Genomic DNA, 17,587 nt, shown 5'->3' on the forward strand with positions numbered 1-17,587 from the left:
AAAAGCCTCCCGGAAAGCCTTTCCATAGACGCTCGCGCGGCGCGGGGAAAGACCGGACGCCAGGGCGCAATTTTCCGAAATGTGTGTGCCAGCCGCAGGGCCCGATGGCCGGGTTCGGCCAAAACCCGCGCGTATGGGCGCTGTGAAGGGGCATCGGCACCGGCGGCGATTCTTAATTATCGCTTCACCGTCCCTTGTTAATGCTGGGTCCAGGAAAGTAGTGATGCGGCCCTGTTTGTGTCATCGTCCGGCTCTGGCGGTGCCCATGCCGAAGGCAGGGGCCTAGGATGCCTGCGCGAACCATTGCGAAGGCGGGGGTATAGAGTGTCTGCGCGAACCATGGCGAAGGCCTCGATAAAGGGGACGGCAGCGGAGATGCCGGCCGGCGGGAATAGCGGCGTGGGTGAAACAAAATCGATCTTGGGCATTCCGGTCGCGAGTCTCGGTTGGGAAGAGGCGCTGTCGCTTCTGACCGGGCTGGTGCGCGAGAAGCGTTTCACCAAGATCACCTTCCTCAACGCCCACAATGCCAACACCGCCTGCGTCGATCCGGTCTTCGCCCATGCGCTGGACGATTTCATGATCCTTCCGGACGGCGTCGGCGTCGATATCGCTTCCAAGCTGCTTTATGGCGCGCCGTTTCCGGCCAATCTCAACGGCACCGACCTGGTGCCCGGACTTTTGCGGGCAATCGACGAACCGCTGACCGTCGGCTTGCTGGGCGCCACGCGCGAGAATGCCGAAGGCGCCTGCGAGCGGCTGCAGGAGATGGCGCCGCAACACCGCATCGTCGTCGTGCAGGACGGGTTTTTCTCGCCGGCGCAGGAGCCGGAAATCGTCCGCCACCTTGCCGAATTGCGCCCGGACATCCTGCTTGTCGCCATGGGCGTGCCGCGCCAGGAATTGTGGATTTCCCGCAATCTCGACGGGCGCCATTGCACCCTGCCATTCGCCGTCGGCGCGTTGCTCGATTTCATGAGCGGCTCGATGCCGCGCGCGCCGCTATGGGTGCGTCGGGCGCGGCTCGAATGGGTCTACCGGTTGATGCTCGAACCGGGCCGGCTCTGGCGCCGCTACGTCGTCGGCAATCCGCTGTTCCTGTGGCGTGTCATGCGCCAGAAGCTGACCGGCAAGGAAATGCTGGCCAGGCGGCAGCGGCTAGCCGACTGACGGCCGCGGTAACCAATCGACGCGGCCGTCGACGCCGAAGCTTATGGAAAATGAGCGGCGCGTGTCGCCCTCGCAACCGTCGTCGCGCGGCGCGATGGTTGCTCGCCTGTCCGGCGCCGGCATGGGACAGGATTGCGACATCGGTTTCGAGTTTACGGCATTTGACGGCGCTGGCACGGGATTGCGCCAACGATTTTTCGTGAAAATTCCCCTCCGCATACTTTAGCATGGCGAGTGATTTGGATTTCAGGGTGGCTTCATGGCTGACGTGATCGACGGGAAGAAGGTTGCCGAGGAAGTGGTCGGCAAGGTCAAGACTTTGAGCGGCGCGCTGCATGCCAAGGGGGCGAGCAGGCCCGGCCTTGCCGTGGTCATCGTCGGCGAGGATCCGGCCAGCCAGGTCTATGTCTCCTCGAAGTCGCGCACGGCCAAGGAATGCGGATTTCATTCGGTGCAGCACACGCTGCCCGCCGACACCACCGAGGACGAACTGCTCGGCCTGATCCACGACATGAACGCCGATCACGCCATCCACGGCATCCTGGTGCAGCTGCCGCTGCCCAGCCATATCGATGCCGGCAAGGTCATCCAGGCCATCGCGCCGGACAAGGATGTCGACGGTTTCCATTTCGTCAATGTCGGCAAGCTGGGCGCCGGCGAGATGGAAACCGCCTTCGTGCCCTGCACGCCGGCCGGCTCCATGCTCCTGATCGAGCGCGTGCGCGGCAAGGACCTGTCCGGTCTCAACGCCGTGGTCGTCGGCCGCTCCAACATCGTCGGCAAGCCGATGGCCAATCTGCTGCTCGCCGCCAATTGCACGGTCACCGTCGCGCACAGCCGCACCAAGGACCTGCCGGCGCTGGCGCGCACCGCCGACATTCTGGTCGCCGCCGTCGGTCGGCCGGAAATGGTCAAGGGCGATTGGGTCAAGCCGGGCGCCACCGTCATCGATGTCGGCATCAACCGCATCCCCGCGCCCGACAAGGGGCCGGGCAAGTCGCGGCTGGTCGGCGATGTCGCCTATGAGGGTGCGGCCCAGGTCGCCGGTGCCATCACCCCGGTTCCCGGCGGCGTCGGGCCGATGACCATTGCGATGCTGATGGCCAACACGGTCACTTCAGCCTATCTTGCCGCCGGCCTCGACCGGCCATCCTTCTGACCGCCCGCATCGAAAGAGCTCAGCTTTGCCGACGCCTTCAGTTCCTGTAGAACGGCCCATCATGGCGGACGCCGTTCAAGGCGGCAGGCGGTTTGCCTTCCTGCTGGTCGACAAATTTCCAATGTTTTCCGTGGCGGCGGCGATCGATGTCGTCCGCTCGGCCAACCGTCTGGTTGGCCGCGATTTCTATTCCTGGACCACCGTTTCGCCGGACGGCGATGCCGTCACCGCCTCCAACGACCTGCCGCTGAAGGTCGACTATTCGGTTGCCGACATTCCGGCGGTCGACATTCTGTTCGTCTGCGTGGCACTCAATCTCGAATTCCCCGGCAAGTCGAAGGTGCTCGGCGCCCTGCGCGCCTGGGGCCGGCGCGGCGGCGCGCTCGGCGCGCTGTCGGTGGGCTCCTTCGTGCTGGCCGAGGCCGGCCAGCTGGAAGGCCACCGCTGCACCATCCATTGGGAAAATCGCGCCGGTTTCATGGAGCGTTTCCCTGACATCGAATGCACCGGCAACGTCTTCGAGATCGACCGCAAGCGCTATACGTCGGCCGGCGGCACGACCTCGATCGACCTGATGCTGGAGATCGTGCGCGGCGATTTCGGCACCAACATCGCCAATGCGGTCGCCAACCAGTTCCAGCACGAGCGCATCCGCTCTGCCGGCGACCGCCAGCGTGTCGGCCCCGAACGCGATCTCACCGGCAAGTCGGAGAAGCTGCGCAAGATCGTCGAACTGATGGCCGATCATCTCGACGAACCCCTGTCGGCGGTCCAGCTCGCCAAGTCGGCCGGGCTCTCGGTCAGGCAGGTGGAGCGGCTGTTCCTGCGGCATCTCACCATGACGCCGGGGCGCTATTACATGCGGCTGAGACTCGAGCGGGCGCGCGAATTGCTGCGCCAGACCAACATGCCGATCCTCGACGTGGCGATCGCCACCGGCTTCACCTCGCATTCCTATTTCGCCCAGAGCTACCGGCTGCAGTTCGGCCGCCCGCCGAGCGAGGAACGCCGCACCGCCTATTGAAGCCAGTCCGTCGCTTGCCACGATGGCGCGGGTCACATAGCTTCCGCGCATCCATGCCTGTCGATTGGTCCCGAATCTTCCTGGAGTTTGCCTGATGCCTGTTCTTGCGCGGGTCGCCGTCGCGGCGATCGTGCTTTCATGGTCGACGGCAATCGCCGCCGCCGCCGATCGCACCATCGTCATCCTTGACGCGTCGGGTTCGATGTGGGGGCAGATCGACGGCAAGCCCAAGCAGGAGATCGCCCGCCAGTCGCTGCGCGGCGTCCTGCAATCCTTGCCCGCCGACAAGGAAATCGGCTTCATGGCCTATGGCCACCGCGACAAGGCGAGCTGCAAGGACATCGAGCTGATCGTACCGCCGGCGGCGGGCACGGCGAACGCCATCCTGAGCGCGGCCGATAATCTGAAATTCCTCGGCAAGACGCCGCTCGCCGCCGCCGTCAAGCAGGCGGCCGAGGCGTTGCGCTACACCGAAGGCACGTCCAAGGTGGTGGTCATCACCGACGGGCTGGAGAGCTGCGGCGGCGATCCCTGCGCGCTCGGCAAGGAGTTGAAGGCGGCCGGCACCGGTTTCGTCGCTGATGTCGTCGGTTTCGGCCTCAATGCCAATGAGGGCCGGGAGGTCGCCTGTCTGGCCGAGGCCACCGGCGGCAAATACATCCAGGCTTCCGACGAGAAGGGATTGCGCGAGGCGCTGACGGCAACGGTCGCGGCACCCGCTCCCGCTCCGGCGTCGACCTCTGCCCCAGCCCCGGCCGTTGCCGAGACGACACCCGCGACCACGCCGGCACCTCAGGCGCCGGCGGAGACACAGAAACCCGGGGTCAACTTCCAGCCGACGGTGACGCTCACCCAGGGCGGCGCGCCGGTGAAGGGCAGCAATATCTGGGAGATCTACAAGGCCGGCGCCGACGGCAGCCGCGGCTCCTATCTCGATACGCAATATGGCGACTATGCCGGCACGCTGGCGCCCGGCGCCTATGTCGTCGTGGCGCGGCTTGGCGAAGCGCGGGCCGAGCAGAAGCTGACGGTCGTTGCCGGCGAGACCTACAAACCGGCCTTCGTGCTTAATGCCGGCACGTTGCGCGTCCATCCGCGCCCGAGCGCCGGCGCCGAGGTCGATCCCGTCGCCCATATCGAGGTGAGCTATCCCGGCGATCGCGCCACCACCTATGGCGACGCGACCTTGGTGCTGCCGGCTGGCGAGCAGACGGTGACCGTCTCGATCGGCAGCGGCAAGAAGACGGAGACCGTGCAGCTCGCCGCCGGCCAGACGCTCGACAAGGACATCATCGTCGGCGTCGGCAGGGCGACGCTCAATGCCTATTACGCCGAGGGTGGCGACAAGGTGGACGGCAACGCCGTCTCGTTCCGGATCGTCAAGGCCGAGAAGAAGGCCGACGGTTCGCGCGAGGACATCGAGCGCGCCTATGGCGCCGGCGCGAAATTCGACCTGCCGCCCGCCGACTATGTCGCCATCGCCAACGCCGACCTCGCCAGCGCCGAGCAGCCTTTCACCGTCAAGGTGGGCGAGGCCAACAATATCAAGATCAATCTCAATGCCGGCGTTCTTATCATCAGCGCGCCGGGTGCCGACACGACGGAACTGTTCGCCAGGGATGCGCAGGGCAACCGCAAGTCGTTGGGGCTGGATTACGGCGACAAGCGCCAGGAGGCGGTGCCGGCCGGCGATTACATCGTCGTGCGCAACCTGCCCGACGACGGCGGTTCGAAGGAGATGCCGGTGACGGTGAAGCCCGGCGGCCGCACCGAGATCACTGTGCAGTAGGGACGGGCTTGGCCTCTATCTCCCCGCAAGGGGAGAAAGAGGCGCCGCCTAACTCACCCAAATGCACTGGCGCCATGGTCGGCGCGGGTGGCCATCTGGCGGAAGCCGGCAAACAATTCGCGGCCGAGGCCGAACTCGTGCTCCGACAGGTCGGCTGAAGCGGCCGGCCGCACCGCGAATTCACCGGCCTCCACCAGCACTTCCAGCGTGCCGGCATCGGCGTCGAGACGGACGATGTCGCCATCGTGCACGCGCGCGATCGGACCGTCTTCCAGCGCTTCCGGCGTCACATGGATCGCCGCCGGCACCTTGCCGGAGGCACCCGACATGCGCCCGTCGGTCACCAGCGCCACGCGCTGGCCGCGATCCTGCAGGATGCCCAGCACCGTCGTCAGCTTGTGCAGTTCCGGCATGCCATTGGCCTTCGGCCCCTGGAAGCGGATGACGGCGATGAAATCGCCGGTCAGTTCGCCGGCCTTGAAGGCATCGCTCAGCCCCTGCTGGCTGTGGAACACTTTCGCCGGCGCCTCGATGACGCGCCGCTCCGGCTTCACCGCCGAGGTCTTGATGATGGCGTGGCCGAGATTGCCGCTCAGCACCTTGAGGCCGCCGGTCGGCTGGAAAGCCTGCTTCACCGGCGCAAGCACCTTTGCGTCGCCGCTTGTTGCGGGCGCCGCCTCGCGCACCACCTGGCCGTCGGCGCCAAGCTTGGCCTCGACCGCATAGGGACGCAGGCCCTCGCCCCACACCGTCTGCACGTCCTCGTGCAGCAGGCCGGCGTCGAGCAACTCGCGGATCATGAAGCCAAGACCGCCAGCGGCGTGGAAATGGTTCACGTCGGAGAGCCCGTTCGGATAGACGCGCGCCAAAAGCGGCACGGCTTCCGAGAGATCGGAAATATCCTGCCAGGTCAGCTTGATGCCGGCCGCCGCCGCCATCGCGATCAGATGGATGGTGTGGTTGGTCGAGCCGCCGGTGGCGTGCAGGCCGACGACGCCGTTGACGAAGGAGCGCTCGTCGATCATGCGCCCGACCGGCGTATAGGCATTGCCCATGGCGGTGAGGCTGAGCGCGCGCTTGGCGGCTTCGCGGGTCAGCGCGTCGCGCAGCGGCGTGCCGGGATTGACGAAGGAAGCGCCCGGCGTGTGCAGGCCCATGATCTCCATCAGCATCTGGTTGGAGTTGGCGGTGCCGTAGAAGGTGCAGGTGCCGGGGCCGTGATAGGATTTGGATTCGGCTTCGAGCAGTTCGGCGCGGCCGCATTTGCCCTCGGCGTAGAGCTGGCGCACGCGCGCCTTCTCGTCATTGGGAATGCCGGAGGTCATCGGCCCGGCGGGAATGAACACCGCCGGCAGATGGCCGAAGGTGAGTGCCGCGATCACCAGCCCCGGCACGATCTTGTCGCAGACGCCGAGATAGACGGCGGCGTCGAACATGTTGTGCGAAAGCCCGATGGCCGCCGCCATGGCGATGACGTCGCGCGAGAACAGCGACAGTTCCATGCCGGGCTGGCCCTGGGTGACGCCGTCGCACATCGCCGGCACGCCACCCGCCACCTGCGCGATGCCGCCGGCTTCCGCCGCCGCCTGCTTGATCAGCTGCGGGAAGGTCTCGAACGGCTGATGCGCCGACAGCATGTCGTTGTAGGAGGTGATGATGCCGAGGTTCGGCACGCGGTCGGCGCCGAGCGCCACCTTTTCCGAAGGGCTGCAGACGGCAAAGCCGTGGGCAAGGTTGCCGCAGGACAGCACGGCCCGGTTGGCGGCGCGGCCGGAGGCTTCGCCGATGCGGCTAAGATAGATGTCGCGGCTGGCGCGCGAGCGCTCGCGAATCCGCTGGGTGATGGCTTCGATGTCTTTCCTGGCGGTCATGGCGTTCAATCCTGTTCGAACGAGGTCCCGGAGCGCGGCCTCCCTCCGGCCGGGACCGACGGCTTGGCTGCTTACGGCGCCCAGTAGATCTCCGCGGGCACGGGGGCGGCGTCGAGCACCGCGCGGATCGGCTTTTTCGGGCCGGGTCCCATCGCCTCGTCGAAGGCAGCGCGCTTTTCGGCGCCCTCGATGTGCACGGCGACGAAATCCGCTTCCAGGATGCGCGCCGCCGAAAGCGTCAGCCTCGGCTCGCCGGCGCTCACCGCATGCACCGGCAGCACGATGCGCGGCGAGGCGGGATCGAGCAGCGTCGGCAGCGTGTCGGCGTCGGGGAAGAAGGATGCGGTATGGCCATCGCCGCCCATGCCGAGAATGGCGACGTCGAGCGGCCAGGGCAGCGCCTTCAGCTCCTCATTGTCGGCACGCGCGGCATCCTCGATGCTGGCCGCCTCATGATAGAGCGGCACGAAACGCGCGGCGGCTGCCGCGTTCTGCAAGAGGTTCGCCGCCACCAGCCCGGCATTCGAGCGCGGCGAGGAGGCCGGCACGAAGCGTTCGTCGATCAGCGTCACGATGACCTTGTTCCAGGCGATCTGTTCCCGCGACAGTGCGGCGAAGAACTTCGCCGGCGTCGTGCCGCCGGAAACGGCCAGCAAGGCGGTGCCACGCCGTTCGACCGACCGGGCGAGCAGGGCGGCAACCTTGCCGGAAAGCGCGAAAGCCAGGGCCGCGCGGTCGTCGAATTCGTTCCAATGGTAAGCCATGGCTATCAGTTGCTCTCGTGCCAGGTGCGGCCGTCGCGCTCGATCAGCGCGATCGAGGCCGACGGTCCCCAGGTGCCGGCGGTATAACCCTGGGCGTCCTGCTTGGCGTTTTCCCAGGCGTTCTGGATCGGGTCGATCCACTTCCATGCCGCCTCGACCTCGTCGCGGCGCATGAACAGCGTCTGGTTGCCGCGGATCACGTCCATGATCAGGCGCTCATAGGCGTCCGGCGCGCGGCTTTGGAACTGCTGCGCGAAGCTCATGTCGAGCGAAATCTGGCGCAGCCGCATGCCGCCCGGGCCCGGGTCCTTGATCATGATGTATTGTTTGACGCCTTCGTCCGGCTGCAGGCGGATGACCAGCTGGTTGGCGAAGATCGGCCCGGCGCTGTCGCCGTTGAAGATCGAGTGCGGGATCGGCTTGAACTCGATGACGATCTCGGAAACGCGCGCCGCCAGCCGTTTGCCGGTGCGCAGGTAGAAAGGCACGCCGGCCCAGCGCCAGTTGGCGATCTCGGCCTTGATGGCGACGAAGGTTTCGGTGTTGCTCTCCGAGCCGAGTTCCTCGACGTAACCCTTGACCGGCCCGCCGGCGGAAGCGCCCGCGCGATACTGGCCGCGCACCGTGTGTTTCGGCGCCTCGGTGCCATTGATGCGCTTCAATGCACGCAGCACCTTGAGTTTCTCGTCGCGCACGGCATCCGCATCCATCGACGACGGCGCTTCCATGGCGACGAGGCACAGCAGCTGCAGCATGTGGTTCTGCACCATGTCGCGCAGGGCGCCGGCCTTGTCGTAATAGGTGACGCGGTCTTCCAGGCCGACGGTTTCGGCGACCGTGATCTGCACATGGTCGATATGCGCCGAATTCCACAACGGCTCGTAGAGCGCGTTGGCAAAGCGCAGCGCCATCAGGTTCTGCACCGTCTCCTTGCCGAGATAATGGTCGATGCGGAAGATCTGGCTTTCGTGGAAATCGTCGCCGACCAGATCGTTCAGCGCCTGCGCCGAAGCGAGGTCGCGGCCGATCGGCTTTTCCACAACGATGCGGGAAGCCGGCGTGATCAACTCATGTTTCTTGAGCTGGTCGGAAATGGAACCGAACAGCGACGGCGACACGGCCATGTAGAAGGCGCGGATCGCCGTGGAGGCGCCGATCGCCTTCTTCAGCGCGTCGAAACCGGTGCCGGTGGTGGCGTCGGCCGGCACATAGGAAAGCCGTGCCAGGAACTTCTCCAGCTCCTTCTCGTCGACATCGGCGGCGGCGACATGGCTGGCGATGGCCTTGCGGGCGAAGGTGCGGAATTCCTCGTCGCTCATCTTGGTGCGCGAGGTGCCGATGATGCGGGTCGGCTCGGAAAACTGATGGTCGCGCTGGCGATAATAGAGCGCCGGCAACAGCTTGCGCTCGGAAAGGTCGCCCGTGCCGCCGAAAATGATGAAGTCGAACGGGTCGACGGGGATGATCTGCCTTGTCATGCTCTATCCGATCTCGCGCGCTGCTTTCGCCATTCAACGGGTGCGTCACCATGCGCTAACAACACTGCCGCAATGCGACGAAAGCCGATATAATCTAATCGATTTAATTTTACCAGTGTAATGGTGACACAGCATCGCCCTTGACACTGGTCCAGCACGGACGATGTTCCTTGCGCGATAGTGTCGCCACGCTTGCGTCCGGCAGAGAATAGGGCGCCTTAGCCAAAAGGCCACAGGAGAAGCCAGGTATGGACGGACATCTTTCGAGCACGGTGGCGGAAGGCCGCAGCTTCCGCCAGATCATCGGCGGCAAGCAGGTGGACGCCGTTTCCGGCCTGCGCATCGATGTCGCCTGCCCCTCGGACGGCCAGGTTTTCGCCTCCATCCCCGCCTCCGGCCAGGCCGATGTCGATCTGGCCGTCGCCAGTGCCCGCCATGCCTTCGAGCACGGCCCTTGGGCGAAAATGCCGGCGGTGGAACGCGGCCGCTGCCTGACCAGGCTGTGCCATCTGGTCGAGAAGCACAGCGCCGAACTCGCCGCGCTGGAATCGCGCGACACCGGCAAGCCGGCGCGGCAGGGCAAGGCCGACGTCGCCGCCACCATGCGTTATTACGAATTCTACGGCGGCGCCGCCGACAAGATCCATGGCGACACCATTCCTTTCCTCGATGGTTACACCGCGCTTACATTGCGCGAGCCGCATGGCGTCGTCGCCGGCATCATCCCCTGGAACTACCCGCTGCAGATCCTGGCGCGGGTGGCCGGCGCAGCGCTCGCCATGGGCAATACGCTGGTGGTGAAACCGGCCGAGGATGCCTCGCTCACCACCATCCGCATGGCGGAACTGGCGCTGGAAGCCGGCATCCCGGCGGGCGTCTTCAACGTCATCACCGGTTATGGCCGCGAGGCCGGCGCGCTGTTGTCGGGCCATCGCGACGTCGACTACGTCACCTTCACCGGCTCGCCGGCCACAGGCACGTCGATCCAGCAGGCGGCGGCCATCAACAATCGCGGCGTCACCATGGAACTCGGCGGCAAGTCGCCGCAGATGGTGTTCGCCGACGCCGATCTGGAAAAGGCGGTGCCGGTGCTGGTCAACGCCATCATCCAGAATGGCGGTCAGACCTGCTCGGCCGGCAGCCGCGTTCTGGTCGAATGGCCCGTCTACGACGAGGTCGCCAAGGCATTGGCCGAGCGTTTCGCCAAACTGGTCGCCGGTCCGCACGATGCCGATCTCGACCTTGGCGCGCTGATCAATCCACGCCAGCAGGCGCGGGTCGCCGGCATGGTGGCCGACGCCGAGAAGGCAGGCATAACCGTTCTGGCGCGCGGTTCGGTGCACAAGGATGCCCCGGCCAGCGGCTATTATTTCGCCCCGGCGCTGTTTGGATCGGTCGACCCCGCTGCAGCAATCGCGCAGGAAGAGGTGTTTGGCCCGGTGCTGACGCTGTTTGCCTTCGACGGCGAGGACGAGGCGGTCAAGCTCGCCAACGGCACCGAATTCGGCCTCGTCGCCGGCATCTGGACAAAGGATGGCGCCCGCCAGCACCGGTTGGCCAAGCGCGTGCGTTCCGGCCAAGTGTTCGTCAACGGTTACGGAGCCGGTGGCGGCATCGAACTGCCCTTCGGCGGCTTCAAGCGTTCCGGCCACGGCCGCGAGAAGGGTTTCGAGGCGCTCTACGACATGTCGGCGACAAAGACGGTCGTCTTCAATCATGGCTGAGCAGCCGACACCCGGCTGGTCTTGGCAGTGCTGCTTACCCTTTCCCCAAGGGAGGGTAATCTGCGCGGGGCTCTCGGCCGAAGTAAACTTCTCACAAGGATGAAAAATGCGCTTGAAGGATAAGGTCGCGATTGTCACGGGCGCCGCGTCGGGGTTCGGCGAGGGCATGGCCAAACGCTTCGCGGAGGAGGGGGCCAGGGTGGTGGTGGCGGACCTCAATGCCAAGGGTGCGGAGCGCGTCGCCGACGAGATCGGTCCGTCGGCGATTGCCGTGGCCAGCGACGTTTCAAGCCGCTCGGAAGTCGAAGAGATGGTCTATGCGGCCAAGAACACTTTCGGCCGCGTCGACATCATGATCAACAATGCCGGCTACACCCATCGCAATGGCGACATGCTGGCGGTGGACGAGGCGACCTTCGACCTGATCACCGCCGTCAACATGAAGGCGATCTATCATTCCGCGCTGGCGGTGGTGCCGATCATGGAGCGGCAGGGCGGCGGCGTCATCTTGAACACCGCCTCGACCGCCGGCCTGCGCCCGCGCCCGGGGTTGACCTGGTACAACGCCTCGAAGGGCTGGGCGATCACCGCCACCAAATCGATGGCGGTGGAACTCGCGCCAAAGAACATCCGCGTCAATTGCCTCTGCCCCGTCGCCGGCGAAACCGGAATGCTTGCCCAGTTCATGGGCGAGGACACGCCCGAGCTGCGCGCGAAATTCCGCGCCTCCATCCCGCTCGGTCGCCTGTCGACCCCGCTCGACATCGCCAATGCGGCGCTGTGGCTGGCCTCCGACGAAGCCGCCTTCATCACCGGCGTGGCGCTGGAGGTGGATGGAGGGCGGTGTATTTGAGGCCGCGCATCCTTCTCCCCTTGTGGGAGAAGGTGGCTCGGCGCGCAGCGCCGAGACGGATGAGGGGTGTTGGACGGAGCGCTGCCTGGGAGATGTGAGGTGATATTGGAGTGAGGCGCTGATCCTGAAACGTCTCGTTTCTTCCATCACCCCTCATCCGCCTTCGCTTCGCTCAGGCACCTTCTCCCACGAGGGGAGAAGGGAAGGGCGCCAAACCCACCGCTTCGCACGACACGAGATGTCCCTAGTCAGAAAACCAAGCACTTGGCTTTTCGTCCGCGACACGGACAGCTTCTCACCCGCGGTTGAGGAAGCCCTGGTAAACCCAGCCGCGCTTGTTCTGGTAGACGATCTCGCACCATTTGGCCTTGGTGCAGGAAATCACCTCGACGGCTGCCTTGCCGGGCACGGTCGCGATGGCGTCGGCGCCCTTTTTCGGGCCCGAACGCATGGTGACGGCGCGCAAGGTGGTGCCGTTGCCGGTTGCCTTGGCTTGCTTGGCATCGGCGGGTGCCGCCTCTTGCGTATCCTGCGTTTCATCCGCTGGCGGAATGCCTGCGGTCAGCGCCTTGTCGGGCTTGGCGTGTGGCACTGGCGGCTTGGCGATGACGGCTTCCGTGGGCGACGGGGCCTTGTTCGTCTCCGCATAGGCGCTCTGCGTCGTGTCGTCCGTAGCTGCCTCGTCGTCCGCGCTGGCATCGTCGGGATTGGCATCGCCCGGCTTGGCGACGACTACCGCCTTGGCGGCTTCCTGGATCGCGGCGGCCGACTGCGGGGCCGACGTGCCGTTGGAATTCACAGCGCTCGGCTCGGTGGAGGCAGGCTGGTTGACCGCGACAAGCGTCTGGGCGGGTTGCGGCTTTGCATCGGCCACGGCAGGCGTGGCGGCGGGCGTCTGTCCGGCGACCTGCACCGTCTTGGCCTGCGGCGCCGGCGCTTCGGTGGCCGGCGGATGCTTGGCTTCGGCGAAAGCCTGGCGCTCGCCGGTCGGCAGCGCCAGCCACAAGGCGATGCCGGCGACGCCGAGCAACGCGGCGGTACCGACCGCGGCGATCACCAGATGCGAATTCGTCTGTAGCTGCTGCCAGAAAGACGGCTTGGTGTTGTAGCCGAACTGCATCGAAATGCGATGCTGCTTGGGCCCGCCGAAACCGAGCGGCCCTTTCAAAACGGCCTCCAGCGGCCGCAACGACCGTTGGCCGGCAAGCCTGGGGCGGCCACCGCTCGGGTTTTGTTGTCCTGGCTGACGGTCCTGCCGTCCACGAAACAGAACTGGACCAATTTTGGCATCTGAGGTTCTGGTTACCCCCGAACACGGCCGACGTTCTTGCGATCGCGGTTGACAACACCTGGATCAGCGTCGGTCCCGAAATCCTGGCTGGCAACGCAAGGTTCGAGGTCTTCCGTTTCCAGCTTGTGGATCATCTTGCAGACGATTGTGGCATCTATGCGCCTTTGGCACCTCAACGGCAACGGGTGTCCACATATTCTGTGCATTTTTTGACTGTCGCGGGCGGGAAAACCTCGTTGTTTCCGCAACGTAAGGTACAGCTTGCCATTGTCGTCTGGCGCCGCCGAATCAGTCTCCGGTGTCGAAGCGGCACCCGTTTCGATTGGAAACCGGCCTTCCGCGGGGCCTGGAGCGGTCCGTGGGATATGCTGAAAGATGGGCTCGGGGATCTGCCCGGAAATGTGCAATGTCCCTGCAATCTTGCCGCGATAGCTGCCGGGTCAGGGACGAAAACCGGATCAGATCATGTCTTTCATCACCTTTCGCGCTGCCTGCGGCGCTGTTGCCGTGGCCTCGGTCGCGCTGCTTGCCGGCTGCGCATCCGACATCATGAAGAATTACATCGGCCAGCCGGTGGAAACGGTCATTCTCGACTACGGTCCGCCCTCTACCATCCTGGACATCGGTCGTGGCGAACGCGCCTATCAATGGCGCAAGGTTTCGACCAATGTTGTGCCCGGCTCGACCAGCGGCGAGATCAAGGACACCAGGCGCGGCACCCGCTATGAGGAAACCGTCAGGCCGGGTTATGTCGAGGAGCAGGAATGTTTCTACACATTCTATGCGCGCTGGTCCGCGGGGCGCTGGTATGTCACCAATTTCCGCAAGCCGAAGCTGGAATGCGAATGAAACGCCGGAAAAGCGCCGCGATGCGTCATTAGAGCGCTGCGCGTCCGTTCGGACGTGCAAAGGACGCTCTAACACTTTGAAGCGCCGGCATCGCCCGGTGTCGCGGGTGAAGGAAAGAAGAAAACCATGCGTATCCTGCTGCTCGAGGACGAGCCGGAGATGGCCTCGGTGCTGAAGACCGCGCTGGAGCGCCGTCACGTCATTGTCGATCACGTTTCGACCATCGCCGATGCCGAGGCGGCGGCCGCTTTCGGCCCCTATGATGCGCTGGTGCTCGACCGCCGTTTGCCTGACGGCGAGGGGCTCGACCTCATTCCGAAGCTACGCGCCAGCCGCATCGAGGCGCCGGTGCTGATGCTGACGGCACTGGGCGGCGTCGACGACCGCGTCGCCGGCCTCGACTCTGGCGCCGACGACTATCTGGCCAAGCCCTTCTCGGTGGAAGAGTTGATGGCGCGCCTGCGTGCCTTGCAACGGCGGCCGGCGGCGCTGCGCTCCGACCTCACGGTGGTCGGCCGGCTCACCTATGATTTCCGCCATCGCGAAGCGCTTGTCGGCGATAAGCCGCTTGACCTTCTGCGCCGCGAGCAACTGGCGCTGGAGGCGCTGATCCGCCGGCCGGGCCGCGCCGTGCTGCGCTCCACGCTGGAGGAATCGGTCTACGCCATGGATGACGAGATCGGCTCCAACGCGTTGGATTCGCACCTGTCCAGGCTGCGGCGCAAGCTCGACGAGGTCGATGCCGGCGTCGAGATCCGGGCGATCCGCAACCTCGGTTATCTGCTGCGCGCCGTCGCATGAGAAAGCCGCGTCCACGTTCGCTGCAATGGGTGCTGGTGCGCCGCCTGATCATACTGCAGGCGGTCATGCTGGTTGTCTTCCTCGGCTTGATCACGCTGGTGTTCTTCGTCGCGCAGCCGCGCCTGGTGGTCGATAATGAGGCAGCCGCCCTTGTCGTGGGAGAAGCGCTGGGCCGCGACGCGGCCGGCCAGCTCGTTCTGCGCGACACGGAAGAACTCACCAATTTCCGCAAGAGCTTTCCGAACATGTGGTTCGTTGCACGCGACGAAAAAGGCGGAGTGCTGAAACAGGGCAATGTGCCTGCCGTCTATGCCAGCGGCGGCGACGGCCTGCTCAAAAGTGTCGACCGTGCGGCCTTGACCTTCGCGCAGCTGGATTTGCGGCCTGCCGCTTCCTACGCCAATCTGGAAACGTCGGCCGGCCGTGTCGGCGTACTCGCCTCCACCATGTCGTCGCGCGAGGAAAACACCGGCGTCGAAGCCAATATCGATCTGCAGATCGATCTCGCCCGCAATCCGGACGGCACCACCAATTGGGTGCGGGTCGGCCCGATCCTGGTCATCCTCACCATCATCATGCTTTTGCCGATCATCATCGTGATGGGCGTCACCACGCTGGTAACGACACCGGCCGTGGTGCGCCGCTCGCTGGCCGGCCTCGTCGCCACCGCCAGGGAAGCCGGCAACATCGACATCGACAACCGCGCCGTGCAATTGCCGACCGAGCGCGTGCCACAGGAGGTGGCGCCGCTGGTGCAGGCCTTCAATCGCGCGCTGGCTCGTCTCGGCGAAGGTTACGATAAGCGTAACCGTTTCCTTACGGATGCCGCGCATGAACTGCGCACGCCGATCGCCATCCTGCGCACGCGTGCCGAATTGCTGCGCGAGGATCCCGAGAGCCGGCGCCTGCAGAAGGACATCGAGCGCCTGTCGCATCTGGCGCAGCAATTGCTCGACCGCCAGGTGCTCGACCACGCCGCCGGTCCGCGCGAGGTGGTCGATCTGGTGGAACTGGCCAGAACGCTGGCCGCCGATTTCGCGCCGCTGGCGCTGGAGGCCGGCTATGACCTCTCTTTCGAGCCGGCCGGGCGCCCGGTGCTGGTCGATATCCGCTCGCAGCAAGTCGAGCGGGCCGTCGCCAATCTGCTGCGCAACGCCATCGAGCATGGCGGCGGCTCGGGCACCATCACCGTGTTGGTCGACGGCGAGGGCGGCCTGGAAATCCACGACGAGGGCCCGGGGATCCCGCTGGAGGAACGCGAGCGCGTGTTCGAGCCGTTCTACCGGCTGCGTCCGCGCTCCAGCGGCGCCGGGCTCGGCCTCAATCTCGCCCGCGAGATCGCACGCCTGCATGGCGGCCGTATCGATATCTTGAACGGACGCTGGAACGGCACGCATATCCGCCTGCAACTGCCGCTGGCGGAGACCCCGGCCAAAAAAATCAGATCCGGTCCCGCAGCGCGAACCAGTTGAGCGCCAGGAACAGCATCGGCGCGCGGAAGCGGCGACCGCCGGGGAAGGGCGGTATCTTCAGCTCCTCGATCAGCTTCAGCCGGTCGCGGTTGCCCGACACCGTCTCGGCGTAAAGCTTGCCGAAGAAGTTGGACAACATCACGCCGTGACCGGAATAGCCGCCGACGGAGATGACATTCGGCATCACCTCGCGCACGAACGGCTTTCGCGGCACGGTGATGCCGACATAACCGCCCCAGCCATGGGTGATCTCGACATCCTTCAGCTGCGGATAGATTTCGCTGATCTGCTTGCGGATATGGATGTGGATGTCCTTGGGGTCGTTGACCGCGTAGATTTCGCGGCCGCCGAACAACAGCCGGCCATCCCTGGATTTGCGGAAATAGCGCACCACGAAGCGGGAATCGTCGACGGATTCGCCGCCGGGCAACACTTTCGACGCATCGCCGAGCGGCACGGTGGCGCCGATGAAGGAGCCGATCGGCATGATATGCGCCGCACTCATCGGTTCCAGCGTGCCGCCATAGGCATTGGTGGCGATCAGGCACTTGTCGGCGGTGATCGTGCCGCGTTGCGTCGTCACCTTGACCTTGCCGCCTTGCGTGGTGAGGCCGGTCGCCGGCGTCTTCTCGAAGATATGCGCGCCCGCCGCGGCCGCCACGCGCGCCGTGCCGATCACCAGCTTCAGCGGATGGATATGGCCGGTGCCGGTGTCGCGGGCGCCGCCGTAATAATGCGTCGAGCCCAGCCGCTCCGCCGTTTCGCGCGCATCCATGAAGGTGATGTGCGGATAGTTGAAGCGCGTCGCCATGATGTCGGCATGCGCCTTGTAGTCGTCGACATAGCGCTGTTTGTGCGCCACCGAGATCTGGCCGGGCATGTAGTCGATGTCGATGCCATTGGCGGCCGAGAAGTCGTGAAGATGTGTTTTCGCCTCCTCGGCCAGGTCGAACAGTGCCTTGGCGCGGGTGAGGCCGTAATCATCCTCGAGTTCCTCGGCCCAGGCGCGCTGGCCGGTGCCCATCTGGCCGCCATTGCGGCCCGAAGCACCGTCGCCAAAACGATGGCTTTCGATCAGGACGACATTGGTGCCGGCCTTGGCCAGGTGCACCGCCGCCGACAGCCCGGTGAAGCCGCCGCCGACGATGACGACATCGGCCTGCCGGTCGCCGTCGAGCGAGGGATATTCTGGCCGCGCGCCGACGGTGTCTTCATACCAGGAACGGCCGGGGGAGATGGGGGATTGGTAGGGCATGGTGGCTTTCGGGTGGTGAGGCAGTCGGGAGTGGGCAGTCGGCAGTCGGGTTTGGCTTCAGCGAATTACAGATCGGAGCACAGTTCG

14 protein-coding genes are annotated in these 17,587 nt (G+C 65.4%); 9 read left to right on the forward strand and 5 right to left on the reverse strand.

Translation table 11 applies throughout. The features are described 5' to 3' along the window. Window positions 1-375: 375 nt before the first annotated feature. The 4 genes from AB4136_RS23015 to AB4136_RS23030 all read left to right on the forward strand — a co-directional run bounded on the left by AB4136_RS23015 (window position 376) and on the right by AB4136_RS23030 (window position 5,142). Window positions 376-1,170, forward strand: a complete 795-nt coding sequence (locus AB4136_RS23015) for a WecB/TagA/CpsF family glycosyltransferase (RefSeq protein WP_024926052.1) — start codon at window positions 376-378, stop codon at window positions 1,168-1,170. A 259-nt stretch (window positions 1,171-1,429) separates the two neighbouring features. Then, window positions 1,430-2,329, forward strand: coding sequence for a bifunctional methylenetetrahydrofolate dehydrogenase/methenyltetrahydrofolate cyclohydrolase FolD (gene folD / locus AB4136_RS23020; RefSeq protein WP_024926053.1), 900 nt, complete (start codon window positions 1,430-1,432; stop codon window positions 2,327-2,329). 61 nt (window positions 2,330-2,390) lie between these two features. Next, window positions 2,391-3,353: a GlxA family transcriptional regulator gene (locus tag AB4136_RS23025; protein ID WP_024926054.1), complete on the forward strand. Its 963-nt coding sequence runs from the start codon at window positions 2,391-2,393 to the stop codon at window positions 3,351-3,353. Between the two features lie 94 nt (window positions 3,354-3,447). After that, window positions 3,448-5,142 (forward strand): vWA domain-containing protein, encoded by a 1,695-nt coding sequence (locus AB4136_RS23030; protein ID WP_024926055.1) that lies wholly within the window; start codon window positions 3,448-3,450, stop codon window positions 5,140-5,142. 53 nt (window positions 5,143-5,195) lie between these two features. Here the strand turns inward: AB4136_RS23030 and edd are convergent, their stop codons facing one another. From edd to zwf, 3 genes are all read right to left on the reverse strand, one after another. Further along, entirely contained in the window at window positions 5,196-7,013 is a 1,818-nt protein-coding gene (edd, locus tag AB4136_RS23035) for a phosphogluconate dehydratase (protein WP_036254523.1), read from the reverse strand. Window positions 7,014-7,084: 71 nt separating this feature from the next. Beyond that, window positions 7,085-7,801, reverse strand: a complete 717-nt coding sequence (pgl, locus tag AB4136_RS23040; RefSeq protein WP_024926057.1) for a 6-phosphogluconolactonase — start codon at window positions 7,799-7,801, stop codon at window positions 7,085-7,087. Continuing rightward, window positions 7,783-9,255 carry a glucose-6-phosphate dehydrogenase gene (gene zwf, locus AB4136_RS23045; protein ID WP_024926058.1) on the reverse strand — a complete coding sequence of 491 codons (1,473 nt, stop codon included), beginning with the start codon at window positions 9,253-9,255 and terminating at the stop codon, window positions 7,783-7,785. Before zwf ends, pgl begins: the two co-directional genes overlap by 19 nt. A 248-nt stretch (window positions 9,256-9,503) precedes the next feature. On the opposite strand from zwf, the gene AB4136_RS23050 reads away from it, so the two are divergent. Beyond that, window positions 9,504-10,979, forward strand: a complete 1,476-nt coding sequence (locus AB4136_RS23050; protein ID WP_024926059.1) for an aldehyde dehydrogenase family protein — start codon at window positions 9,504-9,506, stop codon at window positions 10,977-10,979. Between the two features lie 106 nt (window positions 10,980-11,085). Further along, the gene (locus tag AB4136_RS23055; protein ID WP_024926060.1) at window positions 11,086-11,832 is read left to right on the forward strand and encodes an SDR family oxidoreductase; all 747 of its coding nucleotides are present in this window, start codon (window positions 11,086-11,088) and stop codon (window positions 11,830-11,832) included. A gap of 295 nt (window positions 11,833-12,127) precedes the next feature. On the opposite strand, the gene AB4136_RS23060 is transcribed toward AB4136_RS23055, so the two are convergent. Then, window positions 12,128-13,000 (reverse strand): SH3 domain-containing protein, encoded by an 873-nt coding sequence (locus AB4136_RS23060; RefSeq protein ID WP_024926061.1) that lies wholly within the window; start codon window positions 12,998-13,000, stop codon window positions 12,128-12,130. A 588-nt stretch (window positions 13,001-13,588) separates the two neighbouring features. Between AB4136_RS23060 and AB4136_RS23065 the strand changes: the two genes are divergently transcribed. From AB4136_RS23065 to AB4136_RS23075, 3 genes are all read left to right on the forward strand, one after another. Then, entirely contained in the window at window positions 13,589-13,972 is a 384-nt protein-coding gene (locus AB4136_RS23065; protein WP_024926062.1) for a hypothetical protein, read from the forward strand. A gap of 126 nt (window positions 13,973-14,098) precedes the next feature. Next, entirely contained in the window at window positions 14,099-14,773 is a 675-nt protein-coding gene (locus AB4136_RS23070; protein WP_024926063.1) for a response regulator transcription factor, read from the forward strand. Then, on the forward strand, window positions 14,770-16,245 hold the full coding sequence (locus tag AB4136_RS23075; RefSeq protein WP_024926064.1) for a sensor histidine kinase: 1,476 nt from the start codon (window positions 14,770-14,772) through the stop codon (window positions 16,243-16,245). The genes AB4136_RS23070 and AB4136_RS23075 overlap by 4 nt, the downstream gene beginning before the upstream one ends. Here AB4136_RS23075 and AB4136_RS23080 read toward each other — a convergent pair. Further along, window positions 16,214-17,500 carry an NAD(P)/FAD-dependent oxidoreductase gene (locus AB4136_RS23080; protein ID WP_024926065.1) on the reverse strand — a complete coding sequence of 429 codons (1,287 nt, stop codon included), beginning with the start codon at window positions 17,498-17,500 and terminating at the stop codon, window positions 16,214-16,216. The genes AB4136_RS23075 and AB4136_RS23080 overlap by 32 nt on opposite strands. Window positions 17,501-17,587 lie beyond the last annotated feature (87 nt).

It is taken from the genome of Mesorhizobium sp. 2RAF21, assembly GCF_052115345.1.
GTDB classification, from domain to species: domain Bacteria; phylum Pseudomonadota; class Alphaproteobacteria; order Rhizobiales; family Rhizobiaceae; genus Mesorhizobium; species Mesorhizobium terrae.

Bases quoted from the DNA above. Each gene is read 5' to 3' on its own strand.
- AB4136_RS23015 (WP_024926052.1), top strand. From the start codon at position 376: ATGCCGGCCGGCGGGAATAGCGGCGTGGGTGAAACAAAATCGATCTTG.
- folD (WP_024926053.1), top strand. From the start codon at position 1,430: ATGGCTGACGTGATCGACGGGAAGAAGGTTGCCGAGGAAGTGGTCGGC.
- AB4136_RS23025 (WP_024926054.1), top strand. From the start codon at position 2,391: ATGGCGGACGCCGTTCAAGGCGGCAGGCGGTTTGCCTTCCTGCTGGTC.
- AB4136_RS23030 (WP_024926055.1), top strand. From the start codon at position 3,448: ATGCCTGTTCTTGCGCGGGTCGCCGTCGCGGCGATCGTGCTTTCATGG.
- edd (WP_036254523.1), bottom strand. From the start codon at position 7,013: ATGACCGCCAGGAAAGACATCGAAGCCATCACCCAGCGGATTCGCGAG.
- zwf (WP_024926058.1), bottom strand. From the start codon at position 9,255: ATGACAAGGCAGATCATCCCCGTCGACCCGTTCGACTTCATCATTTTC.
- AB4136_RS23050 (WP_024926059.1), top strand. From the start codon at position 9,504: ATGGACGGACATCTTTCGAGCACGGTGGCGGAAGGCCGCAGCTTCCGC.
- AB4136_RS23055 (WP_024926060.1), top strand. From the start codon at position 11,086: ATGCGCTTGAAGGATAAGGTCGCGATTGTCACGGGCGCCGCGTCGGGG.
- AB4136_RS23065 (WP_024926062.1), top strand. From the start codon at position 13,589: ATGTCTTTCATCACCTTTCGCGCTGCCTGCGGCGCTGTTGCCGTGGCC.
- AB4136_RS23070 (WP_024926063.1), top strand. From the start codon at position 14,099: ATGCGTATCCTGCTGCTCGAGGACGAGCCGGAGATGGCCTCGGTGCTG.
- AB4136_RS23075 (WP_024926064.1), top strand. From the start codon at position 14,770: ATGAGAAAGCCGCGTCCACGTTCGCTGCAATGGGTGCTGGTGCGCCGC.
- AB4136_RS23080 (WP_024926065.1), bottom strand. From the start codon at position 17,500: ATGCCCTACCAATCCCCCATCTCCCCCGGCCGTTCCTGGTATGAAGAC.